14 protein-coding genes are annotated in these 20,691 nt (G+C 71.1%); 7 read left to right on the top strand and 7 right to left on the bottom strand.

The window, feature by feature from the left end:
- Positions 1 to 26: 26 nt before the first annotated feature.
- The 4 genes from ACXJ3V_RS06415 to ACXJ3V_RS06400 are packed head-to-tail and all read right to left on the bottom strand — an operon-like array spanning position 27 to position 6,746.
- Positions 27 to 707, bottom strand: a complete 681-nt coding sequence (locus ACXJ3V_RS06415) for an ABC transporter ATP-binding protein (protein WP_457099445.1) — start codon at positions 705 to 707, stop codon at positions 27 to 29.
- Positions 704 to 1,585, bottom strand: a complete 882-nt coding sequence (locus ACXJ3V_RS06410; RefSeq protein WP_457099444.1) for an ABC transporter ATP-binding protein — start codon at positions 1,583 to 1,585, stop codon at positions 704 to 706. The genes ACXJ3V_RS06415 and ACXJ3V_RS06410 overlap by 4 nt, the downstream gene beginning before the upstream one ends.
- Positions 1,582 to 3,726: an FtsX-like permease family protein gene (locus tag ACXJ3V_RS06405; protein ID WP_457099443.1), complete on the bottom strand. Its 2,145-nt coding sequence runs from the start codon at positions 3,724 to 3,726 to the stop codon at positions 1,582 to 1,584. The genes ACXJ3V_RS06410 and ACXJ3V_RS06405 overlap by 4 nt, the downstream gene beginning before the upstream one ends.
- Positions 3,723 to 6,746, bottom strand: coding sequence for an FtsX-like permease family protein (locus tag ACXJ3V_RS06400; RefSeq protein WP_457099442.1), 3,024 nt, complete (start codon positions 6,744 to 6,746; stop codon positions 3,723 to 3,725). Before ACXJ3V_RS06400 ends, ACXJ3V_RS06405 begins: the two co-directional genes overlap by 4 nt.
- A 399-nt stretch (positions 6,747 to 7,145) precedes the next feature.
- Here ACXJ3V_RS06400 and ACXJ3V_RS06395 point away from each other — a divergent pair, with 399 nt between their 5' ends.
- Together ACXJ3V_RS06395 and ACXJ3V_RS06390 are read left to right on the top strand one after the other, a co-directional pair.
- Positions 7,146 to 8,315 (top strand): acyl-CoA dehydrogenase family protein, encoded by a 1,170-nt coding sequence (locus ACXJ3V_RS06395; RefSeq protein WP_457099441.1) that lies wholly within the window; start codon positions 7,146 to 7,148, stop codon positions 8,313 to 8,315.
- A 119-nt stretch (positions 8,316 to 8,434) separates the two neighbouring features.
- Positions 8,435 to 9,211, top strand: coding sequence for an enoyl-CoA hydratase-related protein (locus ACXJ3V_RS06390; protein ID WP_457099440.1), 777 nt, complete (start codon positions 8,435 to 8,437; stop codon positions 9,209 to 9,211).
- 20 nt (positions 9,212 to 9,231) lie between these two features.
- Here ACXJ3V_RS06390 and ACXJ3V_RS06385 read toward each other — a convergent pair whose 3' ends face one another.
- Positions 9,232 to 9,768 (bottom strand): MarR family winged helix-turn-helix transcriptional regulator, encoded by a 537-nt coding sequence (locus ACXJ3V_RS06385; protein ID WP_457099439.1) that lies wholly within the window; start codon positions 9,766 to 9,768, stop codon positions 9,232 to 9,234.
- Positions 9,769 to 9,867: 99 nt separating this feature from the next.
- Here ACXJ3V_RS06385 and ACXJ3V_RS06380 point away from each other — a divergent pair, with 99 nt between their 5' ends.
- The 5 genes from ACXJ3V_RS06380 to ACXJ3V_RS06360 all read left to right on the top strand — a co-directional run bounded on the left by ACXJ3V_RS06380 (position 9,868) and on the right by ACXJ3V_RS06360 (position 16,992).
- A complete protein-coding gene (locus ACXJ3V_RS06380; RefSeq protein WP_457099438.1) occupies positions 9,868 to 10,644 on the top strand; it encodes an electron transfer flavoprotein subunit beta/FixA family protein in 777 nt (258 codons plus the stop codon).
- 11 nt (positions 10,645 to 10,655) lie between these two features.
- The gene (locus ACXJ3V_RS06375) at positions 10,656 to 11,669 is read left to right on the top strand and encodes an electron transfer flavoprotein subunit alpha/FixB family protein (RefSeq protein WP_457099437.1); all 1,014 of its coding nucleotides are present in this window, start codon (positions 10,656 to 10,658) and stop codon (positions 11,667 to 11,669) included.
- A gap of 690 nt (positions 11,670 to 12,359) precedes the next feature.
- On the top strand, positions 12,360 to 13,571 hold the full coding sequence (locus ACXJ3V_RS06370; protein WP_457099436.1) for a cytochrome b/b6 domain-containing protein: 1,212 nt from the start codon (positions 12,360 to 12,362) through the stop codon (positions 13,569 to 13,571).
- A gap of 33 nt (positions 13,572 to 13,604) precedes the next feature.
- A complete protein-coding gene (locus ACXJ3V_RS06365) occupies positions 13,605 to 15,083 on the top strand; it encodes an amidohydrolase family protein (protein ID WP_457099435.1) in 1,479 nt (492 codons plus the stop codon).
- Positions 15,084 to 15,177: 94 nt separating this feature from the next.
- Positions 15,178 to 16,992, top strand: coding sequence for a glycoside hydrolase family 3 protein (locus ACXJ3V_RS06360; protein ID WP_457099434.1), 1,815 nt, complete (start codon positions 15,178 to 15,180; stop codon positions 16,990 to 16,992).
- A 73-nt stretch (positions 16,993 to 17,065) separates the two neighbouring features.
- Here ACXJ3V_RS06360 and ACXJ3V_RS06355 read toward each other — a convergent pair whose 3' ends face one another.
- Together ACXJ3V_RS06355 and helR are read right to left on the bottom strand one after the other, a co-directional pair.
- Complete coding sequence (locus ACXJ3V_RS06355; RefSeq protein ID WP_457099433.1) at positions 17,066 to 17,869, bottom strand: alpha/beta fold hydrolase; 804 nt, start codon at positions 17,867 to 17,869, stop codon at positions 17,066 to 17,068.
- Positions 17,870 to 17,919: 50 nt separating this feature from the next.
- Complete coding sequence (helR, locus tag ACXJ3V_RS06350; RefSeq protein ID WP_457099432.1) at positions 17,920 to 20,067, bottom strand: RNA polymerase recycling motor ATPase HelR; 2,148 nt, start codon at positions 20,065 to 20,067, stop codon at positions 17,920 to 17,922.
- Between the last annotated feature and the right edge of the window lie 624 nt (positions 20,068 to 20,691).

Genomic DNA, 20,691 nt, shown 5'->3' with positions numbered 1-20,691 from the left:
GGATCGATCGCGGGGAGGCAGCACGCCTAGGTCAGCCGACCATCGGCGATCTCGAGCAGGCGATCGGCGCGGCCGAGCAGCTTCGGGTCGTGGGTCGTCACGATCGCCGCGACCTCGTGCTCGTGCACGAGTGCGGCGATGAGGTCCATCATCGCCGCGCCGGTGCGCGAGTCGAGCTGACCGGTCGGCTCATCGGCGATCAGCACGGCGGGCCGGTTGGCGAGGGCGCGTGCGATGCCGACCCGCTGGCGCTGTCCGCCCGAGAGCTCGTCGGGGCGCTGTGCCCCGTGCTTGGACAGCCCCACGCTCTCGAGCAGCTCCCGCACCCGAGCGGTGCGCTCGGCGACCGGCGTGCCGATCAGCCGCAGCGGCACCTCCACGTTCTCGGCGGCGGTGAGCATCGGCAGCAGCGCGAAGGACTGGAACACGAAGCCGAGATCGCGCCGGCGCAGCTCGACCAGCTCGCTCTCCGGTGTCGCCGTGAGTTCGCTGTCTCGCAGCCACACGCGCCCGCTGGTCGGGGCATCCAGCCCGCCCAGGATGTTGAGGAGCGTCGTCTTGCCCGAACCGGACGGCCCGCGCAGCATGAGGAGCTCGCCCGCGTGCAGCTCGACCGAGACGTCGGCGACCGCGTGCACCTCGTTCGGCGCGCTGCCGTAGGTCTTGGTCACGCCGGCGCTGCGCAGCACGGCCCTGTCGTCGGTCATGCGTCGTCCTCGGCTTCGCCCGTCGGATGCACCTGCACGTGATCGGTCTCGAGTTCGAGACGCACCAGGTTTCGCAGGGCGAGGTGGGTCAGATACTCCTGGGGCAGCTGCAGGCGCCCGACGCGGTCGAGCACCGCGTACTCCCGGGCGATGTGCTGCTGCACGCCCTCGTGGTCGGTGCGCACCGAGCGCAGCACCTCGGTCGAGGTGCGACCGTCGCGGATCTGGATCGTCCGGCGCACATGGCCGGAGACCGCCTCGTCGTGCGTGACGATGAGCACCGTCACACCGAGCCGCTCATTGATCTCGCGGAGCAGCTCGAGGATCTGAGCGGATGCCGCTTCGTCGAGCTCACCCGTCGGCTCGTCTGCGAGCAGCACCCGGGGCGCGTTGGCCAGGGCGACGGCGATCGCGACCCGCTGCCGCTGGCCTCCGGAGAGCTCACCCGGAGTGCGGTCGCGCAGCGCGGTGAGGCCGAGCACCTCGAGCATGCCATCGACCCGTGCGGCGCGGAGCGAGCGCGGCGAGCGGGCCACGGTGAGAGCCATCGTGATGTTCTCGGCCGCGGTGAGGAACGGCAGCAGATTGCGCTCGGTCTGCTGGAAGACGAACCCGACAGTCTCCCGCCGATAGCGCGTGCGCTCAGCCCCGCGCATCGACAGCAGGTCGTGGCCGTCGACCGTCGCCGACCCTGCTGTCGGGGTGTCGAGCCCCGACAGGATCGTGAGGAGCGTCGACTTGCCCGAGCCCGACGCACCGACGATGGCGGTCAGTTCGCCCGCCTCGATCTCGAGATTGAGCCCCTGCAGGGCCTGCACCTCGACGCCCTGTGCGGAGAAGATCCGCACGAGGTCGACACAGCTGATCTGAGAGGTCATTCGGTTCCCATCCTGATCCGGTACCCGGGCGATCGTCGGCGCGCGACCCTGGTGGCGATCGCCGCGGCAACGGCGGTCGCGGCCGCGAAGGCGAGCGCGATGGCCGCCGTGACGGGCGCGTCCACGCGCGCCGGCGGTGAGCTCCTGGCGCCGACGATCGACGTCAGGTCCAGGGCGGCGCTGAGCACGAACACCTCCGCGACCCCGAGCGCGACGCCCGCGACGATCGCGACGACGACCACGGGCACGATCTCCCATGCCACGAGGCCACGCACCTGGCTGGCCGAGAATCCCAGCACCCGCAGCACCCCGACCGTCCGGCTGCGGGTTCGCGCGGCGGCGATCACGGCCAGCACGATCGCGACGACGCAGAAGAGCAGCGGCAGTGCGGCGGCCGCGACGAGGACCGCGAAGACCGCGACGACGAGCGGGTGACCGGCGCTGAGTGCGGGCGCGTCGCCGCCGGGCACGGGCTCGGCGGCGAGCGCATCGGCGAGTGAGGCCGCCACTCCGGCGGAGAAGACGGCGATTGAGACGCCGACGATCAGCGCGAACGCCGCGGCGAAGCCGAGGGACGGCGCGCGCACGGCGTGTGCCGAGCCCACCAGTCCAACGGCGCCGCGGGATCGGCCGGCCGCGCGCTGGGCCGCCGCCATGAGCCACGGGTAGGCCCTCAGCACCCCCACCGTGACGGCAGCCGCGATGAGAAGGGGCGCGGCGGCGACGAGGGGATCGATCCCCGCGCCGGCAGGCGCGACGCCGCGACGGAACAGCAGGAAGACGGATGCGGCGGCCAGGCCGGCGATGAGCACCTCGACGACCCACCGGATGCTCGTCCGGCGGCGAGGCCGGTCGGCGGCCGCGGGCACCGCGAGGGCGAACAGGAGGGGCGGCGTCGCGGCGACGAGCACCGCGGGCCAGAGATCGAGCATGGTCGTCCGGCCGCCCGTCGCCGCGAATGCGGCGGCAGCCCCGAGCGCGGCCGCGGGGACGGCGAGCACCGCGCCCTCGACCATCATCGCCGTGCGCAGCTGCAGTCCGCTGGCGCCGCGAGCCCGAGCGAGAGCAAGCGCGGTCGAACGGCGGTCGGCGATCGAACCCGCGGCCAGTGCCAGCACGGCGAGCATCACTCCAAGCGGACCGGCGAGGAGCAGCGCCAGCAGCGCCGTGGTCACCGTGACCCGCGCGGTGACCTGGTCGAGATCCAATGCGAGCCGTGGCGTGAACAGCAGGGTCTCGTTCGAGGGCAGCAGGATGCTCTGGGAGCTGAGCTGACGGATCTGCTCCGCGATGACCGGCAGGTCGGCAAACGCGACCTCGTCGATCAGCACCGGGTACCACGCCTCGAGGCGTGCGACCTTGAACCGTTGCGGGAGGGCGGCCGTCGATGCGGGAGCGATCAGCGCGTCGAGGGAGTAGCTCGGCCTTCCATCGTCGCCGCGGCCCGGCGCCGGGCTCTGCAGGAGCGACAGATGCCCCCAGAACGGGTCGCCCGGATCGGCGGGTTCGTACAGGCCGGAGACCGCGTACGTGGCTGTGTCGGTGTCGATGACATCGCCGACGACCAGCCCGACCTCACGGGCGGCGGCGACCGACAGTGCGATTTCAACCGGGGTATGCGACGACGGCTCGCCCTCTTCGCTTTCGGCCGCCGCCCCCGGCGTCGGCGCGACACCCTCGACAAAGGTGATGAGCTCGCGCCACTTCGGAGCCGCCACCAGACCGAGCACCGGTGCGGCGGTCAGGTCCCGGTCATCCCGCACCGTCGCGAACTCACGCGTAGACATCGCCGCCCATTGCGGCGCGCCGAGGAGGGAGGCGAGCGGTTCGCTCAGACCGTGTCCGACGCCCTCGACGGTCGTGGTGATCGCAGTGAAGTCGCGCTCCGGATCGGAGGTCACCTCGGCGCGCCCGCTCGGGTAGCTGAACGGCGCCGAAGCGGTGAGGTCATGGCGGAGTGCGGAGTATTCGGTCAGCGTGTGCCGCACTTCGCGGTCGGCCACCTGAGCGAGCGCGCCGGGGCCGACGGTCACGAGCAGCGAGCCCACCGCGACCACGGCCGCGACGATCACGGCGAGGGGCAGGTCGGTCGCGGCCTGCCGGGTCAGCAGCCCCCACGCACCACGGCGCTCCCGGCTCATCCTTCGGCTTCCTGGAGCGTGAGCGACCGGGCACTTCGTTCCGTGAGCACTCCCGCGATCGCTATGACCACCGTCACCGCGATCAGGAGCGCACCTAGGGCGGTGGCACCTGTGACGGGATCCCACTGCACTGGCGTCAGGATGTTCGGGTACGCACCGGGGATCGCGGCGCGGGCCAGAGTTGCCACGACGACGAGGAGCGTCACCGTTCCGGCGGCCACCCCGCAGATCGCCCCCCAGCCGGTGATGAGGGCGAGTTCGCCTCGTCGCACCCCGCCCTGCTGGCCCGAAGAGAGCCCGACTGCCCGGAGCACCGCGATCTCGTGTCGTCGCTCGCGCTGCTGGCCGGCGCATACGGCGATGAGACCCGCGATCGCGAGCACCGAGCCGGCGCCGGCCGCGAGCCACAGTGCCTTCGCCCCGGCGGCGAGCATCGGCAGATCGGGCTCCGCGCCGAGTTCGCGGACCCGGACGGACGCGGGCAGCAGCGCGCGCAGCGACTCCGCGCTCTCGCTCGCACGGGTCGATCCCACCCACACGGTCGCGGCGGGCTCGGGACCGACAGCGGTTCGGAGCGCCTCGGCATCGATCACCGAGCCGTCGATCATGACCGCTGACGGGTCATTGCTGCCCGGGATCGCCGGGGTGATCGCCGCTACGACGGTCTGCAGGGGGATCGTGGCGGGCGGAACGGTGATCGCGATCGACGACCCGATCTCGGCCCCGATGCGCTCGGCGAGCGTCTCCGAGATCGCGATCGGGCTGACACCCGCCGCAGGGAGGAGGCGCAGCACCGCGCCGCTGCCGCGCAGCAGACCCTTGGCGGCGATTTCGGCCCGCGACATGAGAGCGCCCCCGTCGCGGAAGGCGGCCAGAGTCGAGGGCACTGGACTCACCGCCCCCGCGTCGGTTGTGACCGATTCCACGGCAATGAGGGATTCGTCGGTCGTGGCGGCGGCATCGTCGCCGGTCGGCGCGAGATCGATCGCGGCCAGCCGCCACGGTGTCCGGCCCTCGGAGGGGAGCACGGCGGTGGCGACTCCTGGTGTCGACGGGGTGAGGGTCAGCTTCTCGAGCCGACCCCACGCGTCCGTGAGCCAGACTGACTCGGCGATGGCCGGTGACGACCCCACGTCGACGCTGACCGTGGTCGCCCCGTCGGGAAGGATCGCGGCCGACGGCGAGGGGATCGCGACCGACACGGCGACGGGGTCGACGAGGCCCCGTCCGTCCGCCATCAGGTCGGCGATCGCCGCCGGTGCGACACCCACCAGGCTCGCGCGGTCTCCGCCGATGCTGAACGACACGACGTGCACGGGGGCGAGCCCGACGACATCCGTCGCTGCCGCCGCACGATCGAGGTCCGCTTCCGCGACCCCGTCGAAATCGGCCGCGAGACGCAGCGCGGTCCCGGCCTCCAGCTCCTGCGTCTGGGTGAATGCCGCGGACCACGTCGCGCTGTACCCCGCCGCGACGATCAGCTGCCCCGCCGCGAGCCCGATCATGACGATGGCCGCAGCCGCTGCTCCGATGCGGCGGGACACGCCGCGCACGGCGAGTGCCATACCGGTCGTGCGCGTCGCCGTGCGCTCCGCCGCGCCCGCGAGCAGCGGGAATGCGTAGAGGCCGAGGAGCACCCCGCTCGCGAGGATGAGGGCCGGCGCGACGACCGTGATCGGATCAACGCTCGTGCCGCCGATGCCCGTCCCGGTGATCGGCCCGTACGTGAGCAGCTGCCAGGTCGAGAGTCCCGCCGCGATGACGAGGAGCACGACCCCGCCCGCACCGGCGAACCTCCGCGCCCGCCCTGCACGATCGGCTGACCGCGCCGGACCCGCGGTGCGGGCGGTGCGAACCGCGAAGGCCAGCGCCGTCACCGCGATCACGGCAGCGGCTGCCCACCAGCCGGAGGCGAGAGCGGATGCCGCGGCATCCGTCCCTCCGGCATTCCACTGCAGCAGCGCGGCGACCGACACGCCCACCGCCGACCCGATCGCGGTCACCACCGCGGCTTCGGCGCCGGCGCGCGCGGAGAGCGATGCGGTCGTCGCGCCCCGTGACCACAGCAGCGCCGTCTCGGTCGCCCTGGTGCGGGTGGTGAGGCCGGCGAGTTCCCAGAGGGTGAGCGCCGCGATCGCGGCGAGGGTGACGAGCGCGAGGGGGATCGCGGTCTGAAGCGCGGCGAGTCGTGTGCCGAGCTCACCCGCTGAGGCGAGGAACCGGCCGGACCGGACGCCGGTCTGAAGACCCGCAGCCTTCAGGGCGGCGGATGTCTCGTCCCACGCCTCATCGATCGCCGCCAGGTCGGTGGCCTGCAGGCGTCCCGCGTCGGGGATGATCGTCCAGTTGACCCAGGGCTCGGCGTTGAGCGTGCTCCAGAGGGACGGATCGATGATGATCGGGCCTACGGTGCTGCCATCGGCTCCCGTTGTCCACAACTCGTCGGCCATCCAGCGGGCGTCGTTCGCATCGGCCAGCCGCCACGTGCCGACGACGGTGACCTCGCGTCCTTCGATCGACAGCGTGTCGCCGGGGACCACTCCCAGTGCGGCAGCGGCATCCGCCTGCAGTGTCGCCTCGCCCGGATCCGAGCCCCATCGACCGGCCGCGATCTGCGCGTCGGAGTCCAGATGAGACGCGGTCGCGACACCGGCGCGCCGGGTGGCGGCGCCCGAATCGGCACCCGGATCCTCGAGCGCGATCACGCTCTGCACAGTCGATTCGATCGAGATCGGAATCGCGCGGGCTCCGTCATGGAAGACGTTGCGCAGGGTCTGGGCGGTCACGCGCGCCTGCTCGGCGGCATCGGGCGCCAGCGGCATCGTGATGCCCAGGGAGAGGTCGGTCGCAGGAGTCGCTGCCAGCGCACCGCGCACACCCGTCGTCGCCGAAGACGACAGGAAGCCGACTACTCCGGCACAGACGCCGGTGATGATCGCACCGACCATGAAGAGGCCGATGAACAGGCTGGCACGCTGGCGCATGCGGAGGATCGTGAACAGGCCGTCCGTCCCCTCCATCGCCGCGCATCGATGCGCACTGAATCGAGGATAAGGCCCCGTTCCTCCGGGCGAGCGGGCCGCAGGGGAACGGCCCCCTCGCGCCACGGGATCCCAGGCGTGCACGCCGAGCGGAAGAGCGGCAGAGCGGCAGAGAAGGGTGAGTCCCGGACGACACCCGAAGTCGTCCGGGACTCACGCACCCGCCACTGCGAGGGCGGGCCATGCGCCGTAGCCGGCGCGGGGCGGAGAAGCTCTGGGGATCAGCATCTCCGCGGGGTCGCTTCTGGTTTACCCGCGAAAGGTGTCGTCCGGGTGAACATTTCGGAAAGAGGCTGATCTGTGGAGTCCCGACAAAATAGTAGGATGTCCATGTAAACTGATCAGCCTGACATCGACGTCTGGCGAGAGGACCACACAATGACCCCGGAGTCCGCGGTAGCCGAGGCATCCGCTCCTCAACTGACTGCCGACGAGCGTGACGCGATCCTCGAGGCGGTGCGCGACTTCGCCCAGTCCGAGCTCGCGCCGCACGCGATCGAGTGGGACGCCGAGAAGCACTTCCCCCGCGAGGTCCTGCAGCGCGGCGGCGAACTCGGGCTCGGCGGGCTGTACGTCCGCGAAGACATCGGCGGGTCGGCCCTGCCGCGGTCGGTCGTGGTGCAGGTCATCGAGGAGCTCGCGAAGGCCGACCCGTCCATCGCCGCCTACATCTCGATCCACAACATGGTCGCGTGGATGATCGACTCCCACGGCAGCGATGCCCAGCGGCACGAGTGGCTGCCGCGCCTCACCGCGATGAACGACTTCGGCGCCTACTGCCTCACCGAGCCTGGGGCGGGATCGGATGCCGCGGCCATCGCCACGACCGCGATCCGGTCGGGCGACGACTACGTGCTGACGGGCGTCAAGCAGTTCATCTCCGGTGGGGGCGAGGCATCCGTCTATGTCGTGATGGCGCGCACGGGTGAACCAGGGGCGCGCGGAATCAGCGCCTTCCTCGTGCCGGACGATGCGCCGGGCCTCTCGTTCGGCGCGAACGAGCGGAAGATGGGGTGGAACGCCCAGCCGACGCGGCAGGTGATCCTCGACGAGGTGCGGGTGCCGGCGACGAGCCTGCTGGGGGCCGAAGGCCAGGGGTTCAAGATCGCGATGGCCGGTCTCAACGGCGGGCGCATCAACATCGCCGCGTGCTCGCTGGGCGGTGCGCAGTGGGCGCTCGAGCGGGCCACGCAGTACGTCAAGGAGCGCTTCACGTTCGGCGAGCCGCTCGCCGAACGGCAGTCCGTGGTCTTCACCCTCGCAGACATGGCGACCGAGCTGCGCGCGGCGCGGGCGCTTGTGCGCGACGCCGCGATCGCGATGGACGAGAAGGCGCCGGATGCCGCCATGCAGTGTGCGATGGCCAAGCGCTTCGCGACCGATGCGGGGTTCCGGGTGGCCAACGAGGCGCTCCAGCTGCACGGCGGCTACGGCTACCTGCAGGACTACGGCATCGAGAAGGTCGTGCGCGACCTCCGGGTGCATCAGATCCTCGAGGGCACGAACGAGATCATGCGCGTGATCATCGGCCGTGAGCTCCTCCGCTAGACAGCTGATCCCGAAACCACCCACTTCGCGCCAGTCCACCTCTTCGGGCGACCCCAACTCGGTGGTCTCGCGCAGAACGGGTGGTTTCGGCGAAGTGGGAAGGTGAAACGATGGGCGCTATGACCGAATACACGACGATCATCGTCGAGACGCGCGGGCGCGTCGGCTGGATCACCCTGAACCGTCCCGAGGCGCTCAACGCCCTCAACTCGCAGGTGATGAACGACATCGTCGTCGCGGCCACCGCGTTCGACGCCGACGAGGGCATCGGCGCCATCGTCGTGACCGGCTCCGAGCGCGCCTTCGCGGCCGGTGCCGACATCAAGGAGATGGAGTCCAAGACCGGGCTCGACATGATCATGGGCGACCACTTCGGTGCGTGGGGGCGGTTCGCCGCGGTCCGCACGCCGGTGATCGCCGCGGTCTCGGGGTACGCGCTCGGCGGCGGATGCGAGCTCGCGATGATGTGCGACATCATCTACGCCGCCGACACCGCGAAGTTCGGCCAGCCCGAGATCAACCTCGGCGTCATCCCCGGCATGGGCGGCACACAGCGCCTCATCCGGGCGGTCGGCTACTACAAGGCCGCCGAGCTCGTGCTCTCCGGCCGGCTGATGGATGCCGCGGAGGCCGAGCGCGCGGGGCTCGTCTCCCGGGTCTTCCCGGCCGCCGACCTGCTGGCCGAGACCGCGAAGGCGGCCGACGTCATCGCGGCGAAGTCGCTGCCCGCCCTGTTCGCCGCGAAGGCGGCCCTCGACGCCGGCCTCGAGACCTCGCTCGCGGAGGGCCTCCGGTTCGAGCGCCACGTCTTCGCCGGCGTGTTCGACACCGCCGACCAGAAAGAGGGCATGGCCGCGTTCCGCGAGAAGCGGCCGCCCGAGTTCACGAACCGTTGATGGGGTCGGCGGACGGCGCGTCAGAGCGGGTCGGGGACCGGCTCGGGATCGGCGAAGTCGCCGGCGCCGCGGCGGAAGCGGGCGATGATCGACACCAGTTCGTCGGTGTCGCCGGCAGACAGCCCCGGCTCGGCGAACACCCCGGCATTGAGCGCCGCCGTCGCGCGCACCGCGAGCTCCCGCCCGGCGTCCGTGAGGGTCACCAGCGTCGCCCGGCCGTCGTCGGGATGCCGTTCGCGGCGCACCAGCCCGTCCGCTTCGAGCCGGTCGACCGTGTTCGTCACGCTGGTCGGGTGCACCTGCAGGCGAGCGGATGCCGAGGCCATCGGCATCCGTCCATCCCGGGTGAAGCTCAGCAGCGTGAGCAGCTCGTACCGCGCGAAGCTCAGCCGGAACGGCCGCAGGGTCTCTTCGACCCGCGCGAGCATGAGCTGATGGGCGCGCATCACGGAGGTGACCGCGGTCATGCCGGCAGCGGCATCCGTCCATCCGTGGGCGAGCCACTGGCGCTTGGCCTCGGCGATCGGGTCGACGCGCAGTCGCTTCGTCCGAGCCACCGTGACCTCCCGCCGTCGACTTACACGGTAGCCGGTTCTCCCCGGCGCGCCGGCGTCGCGCGCGGGCCTGAATAGACTCTGGGAGACGAAGGAGTGGGTATGAAGATCGTGGTCCTGGTCAAGGAGGTCCCGGACACGTACGGGGATCGCAAGCTCAGCCTCGAGACGGGTCTCGCGGATCGTGGAGCGGGCGATTCCGTGCTGGATGAGATCGGCGAACGGGCGATCGAAGCGGCCCTCTCCTACGCCGACAAGGTGCCGGGCACGGAGGTCGTGGTGCTGTCGATGACACCGGGATCCGCCGCCGCGACCGTGCGCAAGGGGCTCGCGATGGGTGCGACGTCCGCCGTGCAGATCGTCGACGATGCGCTCGTCGGCGCGGATCTGGGGCTGACCGCCGAGGTGCTCGCCGCCGCGGTCAAGCGCACCGGGTTCGACCTGGTGATCGCGGGCAACCTGTCGACCGACGGCTCCGGCGGGGTGGTGCCGGCGATGATCGCCGAGCTGCTCGCCGTGCCCGCCGTGACGAGCCTTAACGCCGTGGACATCTCCGAGACTTCAGTTGCGGGCGACCGCTCCAGCGAGGGGGCGACGATCCGCGTGACGGCGCCGCTGCCGGCGGTCATCTCGATCACCGAGCGGTTCCCGGACGCCCGGTTCCCCAACTTCAAGGGCATCATGGCGGCGAAGAAGAAGCCGTTCGAAACCCTGTCGCTCGCCGATCTCGCGATCGACGCGGAGGATCCGGCAGCGTCGCGGTCGATCGTGATCGCCCTGTCGGAGAAGCCGCCGCGGCACGCGGGCGTGAAGATCGTCGACGAGGGAGACGCGGGCCAGCAGCTCGCCGACTTCCTGATCCAGAACCGGCTCGTCTGAGAGGCGCGGAGATGCCCGATTTCGATACGCCGCAAGCGGCTACTCAATCCACGGAATTCCCCGAGGACTCGATCCTCGTCCTGCTCGATGTCACCCCGTCCGGCGAGCTCGCATCGTCTGCCGCCGGTCTCCTCGGCGCCGCTGACGGCGTCGGCTCGCCGGTGGCGCTGATCGTCGGAGCGGATGCCGCGACCCTGGCGGCCCGCGCCGGCGAGCTGGGCGCGGCCCGGGTGCTGACCGCGCCGGGCGACGCCGCGCAGCTCTCGGTGCCCGCGGTGGACGCCCTTGCCGCGGCCGCCGCGCTGGTGCGCCCGGACGCGATCCTCGTGTCGAACTCGGTCGAGGGGCGCGAGGTCGCGGCGCGGTTCGCCGTGCGTGCCCGCGCCGGGCTTGCGGTTGACGCCGTGGCCGTGTCGCGCGACGCCGAAGGCGTGGTCGCTCACCACTCGGTGTACGGCGGTGCCTACAACGTCGATTCCGCGGTGACCTGGGGTGCGCCGGTGATCACGGTCCGCCAGGGCGCGATCGACGCCCGGGCCGAGGCGGTCGCTGCGCCGGCGGTCGAGGAGCTTTCCGTGCCGGCTTCGGGCCGGCCCGCGGCATCCGTCGTCTCCGTCGATGCGGCCGTCGTGGCATCGTCGCGTCCTGAGCTGCGAGGGGCCGCGAAGGTCGTCGCGGGTGGTCGGGGCCTCGGGTCGGGCGAGAAGTTCGCCCTGGTCGACGAGCTCGCCGATGTGCTCGGCGCGGCGGTCGGCGCCTCGCGCGCGGCCGTCGACGCCGGCTACGTGCCGCAGTCCTACCAGGTCGGGCAGACCGGGGTGTCGGTGTCGCCGCAGCTGTATGTCGCGCTCGGGATCTCCGGCGCGATCCAGCACAAGGCCGGCATGCAGACGGCGAAGACGATCGTCGCGATCAACAAGGACGGGGATGCCCCGATCTTCGAGATCGCGGACTTCGGGGTCGTCGGCGACCTGTTCACGGTCGTGCCGCAGCTGATCGCGGCGCTGCAGGCGAAGAAGGCGTAACCGGCGATGGCGACCTTCGGGCAGACGGTGCGGCGCGGGCTGCCGCGGCAACCCGGTGGCGAGCCGTGGCCAGCGGGCGATGGCGTCGGCCCGGGTGCCGTCCTCACCGCCACGACAGTGCTCGAGCCTGAAGCCGCCTCGGTCGTCGCTGCAACCCCAGTCCCGGTCGCTGAGCCCCTCGAAGCGCCGGCGGTCCCTTCGACAGGCGCAGGGACCGGGGCAGTCGCAGGGACCTCGGCTGGCGGAGCGACCCTGCGTCGGGGACTTCCCCGCACTCCCGGCGGCGAGCCCTGGCCGCCCGCCGGACTCATTGCCGTAGCGGCCGCTCCCTCGTCCCCGGTCGTTGAGCGCCCTTCGGCAGGCTCAGGAACCGCGGTTCTGCGAGACGAAACGCCCGAGCCTGCGGCCGCGGCCGTTGCGACCACCGCCGCCACGGCAACGTCCGCGGTCGCGGCAACCCCCGCGGTCGCTGAGCTTGTCGAAGCGTCCGCGGTCCCTTCGACAAGCTCAGGGACCGGAGCCGGCGGCGTGGCGCTGCGCCGCGGTCTTCCGCGTTCGCCTGGTGGCGAGCCCTGGCCCCCCGCTGGATTCGCGGTTCCGGCAGCTGTCGCCGCCGCCGTCGCTGCAGCACCGATCCCGGTCGTTGAGTCCCCTTCGACAGGCTCAGGATCCGCGGTTCTACGAGACGAAATGCCCGAACCCGCGATCCCGGCCGTCGCCGCCGCGGCGGCGGTCGCCACGACCCAGCCCCGCGCGGGACTTCCGCGAACGACTGCACCCGTTCCCCCGGCAACCCCAGCGGTCGCTGAGCCTGTCGAAGCGTCAGCGGTCCCTTCGACAAGCTCAGGGACCGAGGCAGGCTCAGGGACCGAGGCAGGCGCAGGGACCGAGGCAGCGGCATCCGCCGCGCTCGCCGACCGACCCCCACTGGCGTTCACGCGCACGGTGTGGCCGGGGGCCGCAGCGCTCCACAACCCGGAGCCCAAGTCCGAGCCGAAGCGGTACGGACCGTTCACCGGAGCCCAGTGGACCGGCGCGGTCATCATCGGCGGTGCCGGGCTGCTGTTCGCGGCGGCGATGGTCGTGCTGTTCGTACGGTGGTTCCTGAGCCTCGAGTTTATGGTCGACTTCCTCACCACCTACCCCGGCGAATACGCACTGCCGGCGGGCGCACCGGTGGGGATGCCGGCGTGGCTCGGCTGGCAGCACTTCTTCAACGTGTTCCTGATCGTGCTGATCATCCGGTCGGGCTTGCAGGTGCGCACCGAGAAGCGGCCCAGTGTGTTCTGGTCGCCGCGGAACAACAACCGGCGCAAGATCAGCCTGAACCTGTGGTTCCACCTCTCGCTCGACCTCTTGTGGGTGATCAACGGCGTGATCTTCGTGGTGCTGCTGTTCGTCACCGGGCAGTGGATGAAGATCGTCCCCACGAGCTGGACGGTGTTCCCGAACGCGATCAGCGCGGCGCTGCAGTACGTGTCGCTGGACTGGCCGACCGAGAACGGCTGGGTCAACTACAACTCGCTGCAGCAGCTCGCCTACTTCGCGACCGTGTTCATCGCCGCACCGCTCGCGGCGATCACCGGCGTACGCATGGGCGGGCTCTGGCCGAAGGACGCCCCGCGCCTGAACCGCGCCTATCCGGTGGAATGGGCACGCGCCGTCCACTTCCCGGTGATGCTCTACTTCGTGGCGTTCATCTTCGTGCACGTCGTGCTGGTGTTCGCGACCGGGGCGCTGCGGAACCTCAACCACATGTACGCGTCGCAGGACGCCGTGAACTGGACCGGGTTCTGGATCTTCGCGGCGTCCCTCGTCGTGATCGCCGCGGCGTGGGTCGCGGCGCGGCCCCTCATCCTCGCCCCGATCGCGCGCCTGTTCGGCAAGGTCACCGCCCGCTGACCCGCGGCCGCGGGTCAGGGGAGAATGGGGCCCATGAGCACGACGATCCTCCGCGGCGGCACGGTCATCGATCCCGGATCTCGAAGCGCGGCGGTGGCCGACGTGGTGATCCGCGACGGCCGCGTCGCGGAGGTCGCGACCCTGCCGGTGCTCGCATCGGACGCGACGGTGATCGATGTCAGCGGGATGGTCGTCGGACCGGGCTTCGTCGACCTGCACAGCCACGTCCACTCGATCGCGGGCCAGCGGCTGCAGGCGTTTGACGGAGTGACGACCAACCTCGACCTCGAGGCCGGGCTCATGCCCATCGAGCGGGCCTATGCCGACGCCGCGGCAGACGGGCGTGTGCTCAACTACGGGTTCTCGGCATCCTGGACGGCCGCCCGCGGTGCGGTGCTCGCGGGTGTCGCCCCGGAGGCGAGGTTCCGGGACTCGATGGCCCTCCTCGGCGACCTGGACTGGCAGCGCAGCTCATCGCCGCTCGAGCTGGCCGCGTGGCTCGGCCTGCTCGAACGCGACCTCGCAGCGGGGGCCCTCGGCATCGGCGTGCTGATGGGATACGCGCCCCGCTCCGACCCGGCCGAGTACCTCGCCGTCGCGGCCCTGGCCGCGCGTGCCGGCGCGCCGACCTACACCCACGTGCGGGAGCTCGTCGAGATCGACCCATCGACCCCCATCGACGGGTCCAGCGAGGTCGTGATCGCCGCGGCCGAGACCGGCGCGGCGATGCACCACTGCCACGTGAACAGCACGTCGAAGCGGCACATCGATCGCGTGCTGGCGATGCTGACGGATGCCCAGGCCGCCGGATCCCATGTCACCGTGGAGGCCTACCCGTACGGCATGGGCAGCACGAGTGTCGGCGCCTTCTTCCTCGCTCCCGACCGCCTGCCCGCGGCCGGACTCAGACCCTCGAGCATCATCATGCTGGGCACCGGAGAGCGGATCGCCGACGCGCGGCGCCTCGATGAGCTACGCAGCCTGGATCCCGGAGCCACCTGCTTCGTCGAGTTCCTCGATGAGCGCGATCCGGCCGATCGCGAGCGGCTGCATCAGGCCCTGGCGTACCCCGACTCGATCGTCGCGAGCGACGCGATGCCGGTGGAGTGGCCCGACGGCCGCCTCGACAGCAGGGAGTGGCCGCTGCCGCCCGGCGCGTCCACCCATCCGCGCACCGCGGGGACCTTCGCGCGAAGCCTGCGCCTCATGGTGCGCGAACACGGGGACTGGGACTGGGTCGAAGCCTTCCGGCGCTGCTCGTATCTTCCCGCCCGCGTGCTCGATGACGTCGCGCCGGCGATGCGGTCGAAGGGACACCTCGCCCCCGGATCGGATGCCGATCTCGTCGTGCTCGATCCCTCTGCGATCACTGACAACGCCTCGGTCGCCGACCCGGTCCGCCCGTCCAGCGGCGTCCGCCATCTGCTGGTCGGAGGGTCGTTCGTCATCCGCGACGGTCGGCTGGACACCGAGGCCTACCCTGGCCGCGCGGTCCGCGGCGTACCGCGCTGATCGCATCGGGGCATTCAGAAAGCGCAAAGGATCCGCTCGCTAGACTGCCCCGACGCCGATGGCAGCTGCACGCCCGGCAATGCGCAGGAGAGAAATGACCGACATCATGACGACGGATGCCGCGGCATCCGTCGCAACCCGCCCTTGGCTCGACGCAGATGCTCCCGTGGAGGAGCGCGTCGCCCTTCTGCTCGAGGCGATGACCCTCGAAGAGAAGGCAGGGCTGTTCTTCCACACGATGATCACCATCGGCGACCTCGACGAGGCGAACCCCGCGTTCGCCACGCCCTCCGCCCGTGAGTACGTCGACGGCCGCAAGATGACGCACTTCAACCTGCTCGGCGCCGCGCCCCGCGGCCGCGACATCGCGGCCTGGCACAACGCCCTGCAGGAGCTCGCGGCGTCGACGCGGCTCGGCATTCCGGTGACGGTCTCGACCGACCCGCGCCACTCCTTCAGCGACAACCCGGGCACCGCGATGATGGCGGGGCCGTTCTCGCAGTGGCCCGAGACCATGGGCCTCGCCGCGATCGGCGACGAGGAGCTCGTCGAGCGGTTCGCTGACATCGCCCGCCAGGAGTACACCGCGGTCGGACTGCGCGTCGCCCTCCACCCGCAGGTAGACCTCGCCACCGAGCCCCGCTGGGCGCGCCAGGTCGCCACCTTCGGTGAGGACGCCGAGCTGTCCGGTCGCCTCGGCGCCGCGTACATCCGCGGCTTCCAGGGCTCGTCGTTCGGACCCGGTTCGGTCTCGACGATGACCAAGCACTTCCCCGGCGGCGGCCCGCAGCGTGACGGCGAAGACCCGCACTTCCCGTATGGGCGCGAGCAGGTCTACCCCGGCGGCCAGTTCGAACTGCACCTGAAGCCCTTCGAGGCGGCGTTCGAGGCCGGCACGCGTCAGGTCATGCCGTACTACGGCATGCCGGTCGGCACCGAGTACGAAGAGGTCGGCTTCGGCTTCAACAAGTCCGTCATCACGGGCCTGCTGCGCGAGCGCTTCGGGTTCGACGGACTCGTCTGCACCGACTGGGGCCTCATCAACGACGCCGAGATCTTCGGCCAGCCGTTCCCGGCGCGTGCCTGGGGCGTCGAGCACCTGACCCCGCGCGAGCGCATGGTGAAGGTCCTCGAGGCGGGCGTCGACCAGTTCGGCGGCGAAGCCTGCCCCGAGCTGCTGCTCGACCTCGTCGCCACCGGTGAGGTCAGCGAAGAGCGTCTGGACGTCTCGGCGGCGCGCATCCTCCGCGAGAAGTTCGAGCTGGGCCTCTTCGACGACCCGTTCGTCGACGAGGACGCCGCAGATGAGATCGTCGGCCGGGCGGACTTCCGCGCGGCCGGTGAAGCCGCCCAGCGTGCGTCGATCACGGTGGTCACGAACCGCCCGCTGCGCTCCGGCTGGGCCGACAGCGATGCCGCGCCCGCGCTACCGCTCTCCCCGGGGCTGCGGCTCTACGTCGAGGGCATCGACCCCGAGGTCGCGGGGCGCTACGGCACCGTCGTGGACTCGCCGATCGACGCGGATGCCGCGATCCTGCGCCTGGCGGCGCCGTTCGAGCAGCGCGACACGATGTTCGAGAACTTCTTCCACGCGGGCTCGCTCGACTACTCGCACGAGGTCATCGACCACGTGCGCGAGATCGCTGCGGCAGTGCCCACGATCGTCGACGTCCTCGCTGATCGCCCGGCGATCCTCGAGCCGATCGTCGACGCGGCCGCCGGGGTCACGCTGAACTGGGGCGCCAGTGCCGCAGCCTTGCTGGACGTGCTCACCGGGGCGGCCGAGCCCAAGGGCCGGCTGCCGTTCGACCTGCCGCGCTCGATGTCGGCGGTCGCGGCGAACCGTCCGGACGTGCCGTTCGACACCGTCGACCCGCTGTTCCGGTTCGGGCACGGCCTGAGCCTGTAGCGCCGACTGCCGAAAGGGCAGGCTCCCGTTCGCGGGGACCTGCCCTTTCGCGTTGTGGCACCCTTCGACAAGCTCAGGGACCGGGCGACGAGAGGAAGGCGATGGCGGCCTCGCGGAACGCGCGCGACCCCGGTGCGTTGAAGTGGTGCCGGCCAGGGATCTCGAGGAACTCGCCGTGGGGCGCCGCGGAGGCGAGGCGCTTCGAGGCCTCGAGGATGCCGTCGTCGCTGCCGGTCGCGAACAGCACAGGCTGCTGCGGCGGACGGGCAGGGTCCGGATCCGCGTCGCCGAGGCGCATGCCCTCGGTCAGCGCGATCAGCACGCGCAGGTCGTTGCCGGGCACGCGCTCGGCGAGGGTCACATAGTTCTGGGTGACCGCGTCGTCGATGGGGATGCCGTCCTCCACGTACGCGCGCGCCTCGTCGAGCCGCATCCGGGCGAGCGGCCGCCCGTCGGGGATGCCGCCGAGCACCCCGCGGGTCACGCGGTCCGGCGCGTCGACCAGCAGCTGCCACCCCACGCGCCCGCCCATGGAGTAGCCGCTGTAGAGCACCGTGTCCAGCAGATAGGTGTCGAGCACCTCCAGCAGGTCGCCGACGAGCGCGCGCATCGAGTAGTCGCGCGGATCGTGCGGCTTGTCGCTCGCACCGTGTCCGCGCTGGTCCACGCCGAGCACGCGGAAGCCGGCGCGGAGGAGGTCGCGCACCCATCCCGTCTTGACCCAGTTGTCCAGAGTGCTGGACGCGAAGCCATGCACGCACAGGACGGTGGGCGCGGCATCCGATCCCCACGAGTAGGTGGCGATGCGGTGCCCCTCCGCCGACATGACGAATTGCGGGGACGGCATCTCGGTCAGAGGCAGTGCGGCGGGAACCATGCGCTCCATCCTGCCGTCCCTTCGACAAGCTCAGGGACCGGCGGGCCCGGTCACCCGGCCGTCAGGATGACGAGCTGCTGGGTCGCCCGGGTCATCGCGACATAGCGGTCGACCGCTCCCTCGATGCCGGTCCCGAAGGCGTCCGGCTCGACGAGCACGACCAGGTCGAACTCGAGCCCCTTCGACGACTCCGGGGTCAGCGAGCGCACCCGCGACGTCGGTGTGAACGCGGGATGCCCGATGACGCAGGCCACGCCCTCGGCGTGCTCGGCAGCCCAGGCCGCGAGGATCGCATCGAGTTCGGCGAGCGAACCATGCCGCACCGGGATGCCGCTGCTGCGGATCGACGTCGGCACATTCGCATCCGGCAGGGCCGCGCGGATCACCGGTTCGGCCTCGGCCATGACCTCCGCCGGGGTGCGGTAGTTGATGTTCAGCGCAGCGAGGCTCGTGCGGGTGAACCCCGCCCTGCCGAGCCGCTCCTCCCAGGACTCGGTGAAGCCGTGTCTGGCCTGCGCGCGGTCACCGACGATCGTGAAGCTCCTGGACGGGCAGCGTGCGAGCAGCATCTGCCACTCGGCATCCGTCAGCTCCTGCGCCTCGTCGACGACGATGTGCGCGAACGGACCGGCGAGCAGGTCGGGGTCGCCGCCCGGCAGGGCGGTGTCGTCGTCGAGGGTGTTCTGGAAGTCCTGCCCTCGGAGCATCGACATGACCGACATCTCGGAGTCGTCGGCGGCGATGAGATGGTCGACGACCCTGCTCATCTCCTCGCGTTCCGCGGCGAGGGTCGCCTCGCGCTGCCGGCGGCGCCTGGTTGCCTGGGGGTCGCCGATCCGGCGGAGCGCGGCATCCAGGAACGGCAGGTCGGAGACGGTCCAGGCGTGGCCATCGCTGCGCTGGAGCACCGCGACCTCGTCTGCGTTCAGCCTGGGCGCGCATCGCTGCAGGAATGCCGGCGACGTCCACAGCTGCGCGACGAGCGCGTTCGGATCGAGGATCGGCCATGCGCGGCTGAAGGTGCGCAGGAGCTCCTCGTTCTGCCCGAGCTCGCGACGGAACATCGCCATGGGCATGCCCGCGGGGCGCCGGTCGACGAGGATCTCGAGCAGCGTCTCCCACACCTGATCTCGCGCCTCATTGTGCGGCGCTCCGGGCTCCGCGGAGTCGAACGCCTCCGCCCAATCCGCTTCGGTGAGCCACACATCGGTCCACGGTGTCTCGACCATCAGCTCGCGTGTGGGCGGTCGCTCGTAGAGCCGGACCGCCGCCTCGATCGCGTTCACCAGGGTCGCGGACGACTTCAGGCGCGCGGCATCCGGATCGGTCTCGGCATCCGCTTCCGCCCCCTCGGCGATCAGGTCACGCAGCGTGCAGATCTGCACGCTGTCTTCGCCAAGACTCGGGAGGATGTCGTCGACGTACGCCAGGTACGCCTGGTGCGGACCGACGAACAGCACTCCGCCGCCGCCGCGGCCGATGCGCGGGTCGGAGTAGAGCAGGTAGGCGGTGCGGTGCAGCGCCACCACGGTCTTGCCGGTGCCGGGGCCGCCGTCCACGACCAGGGCACCGTGCGATCCGGCGCGGATGATGGCGTCCTGGTCGGCCTGGATCGTCGAGAGCACATCGCGCATGCGACTTGTCCGGTCGGCGCCGAGGCTCGCGATGAACGCATCGTCGTCGTCGAGCGCCGCGCGCCGTTCGAGTCCCTCCGGAGTGAATGCCTCGTCCCAGTAGTCGCTGATCCGGCCGCGCGACCAGCGGTAGCGGCGGCGGCTCACGAGCCCCATCGGGTTGGCATGGGTGGCGCCGAAGAATGGTTCGGCGGCGGGGGATCGCCAGTCCACGAGCAGTCGGATGCCGGTGGCATCGGTGAGGCCGAGTCGTCCGATGTAGACGGGTTCCGCGCCGCCTTCTGGGACCATGTGCCCGAGGCACAGGTCGAGACCGAACCGGCGGAGGGTGCTCAGGCGTGCGCTGAGCCGGTGGACCTCGAGGTCACGGTCCAGCGCGGCCTGGCCGCCTCCCGTCGGCGCCTTGCGCACCGCGTCGAGTCGAGCGGACAGGTCGGCGATCGACCGCTCGAGGGTCTCTCCGATCGCCGCGAAGCGCTGTTCGTCGCCGGCGATCAGCGCGGGATCGGCCTTGGCGGAGAGACGGTCGGGAAGGTCGAATGCGCGGGTGGCCAAGGGGGTCATCGGGTGTGGGGCCTCCGTTCTGGGCGCGCCTACCTCGGGGCGGGCGAGGTAAGCGGCCGTTCAGTATGCGTCAACAGGGGGGCCTTGCGGCAAGGCCCCCTCCCGGCGATATTCTGGAAGTGCGGAGGCCGATGCGGCCTCCTTTTTCTGTTCCCCCGTCAGGCCGATACCCGCGGCTGGTCGGTGTCTCTGGGCGGTGCATGGCCTGATTGCCGACGCGGCACGGCATCCCGCTGCTGCGGGCCGGAAGTCATTCGGATCTGGGCTGAATGATGCCCGATCCACCAGGCGGTCGAGACGGTCGACCAGGTCGATGATCTGCGCCTTGCGGAGGGCGTGTCGGGGCTGGCTGGGCGAGGCCGCTGAACGGGTCTTGGTAGCGGCGTCCGGCGTCGATACCTCGCGTCGACCGCGTGCGACAGGCTCGCCGCCGCGCCTCGAAAAGTTGTTTGAAAACTTCTTCTGATCAGGCTGATTTCGGGGTCGGAATGTCGGTGGCCCTCAGCAGAATAGGGGTATGAAAGACCTCATCGATCGCCTCGAAGCACTCGACGCGATGATGGCTGAGGTCGTATCCGAGGCTGTGACGGGCGGCGCTTTGAGGATCGCCGACGAGGCTGATCT

The sequence above is a fragment of the Microbacterium sp. P5_E9 genome, from assembly GCF_054049175.1.
This window is presented reverse-complemented; position numbering and strand designations above follow the sequence as displayed.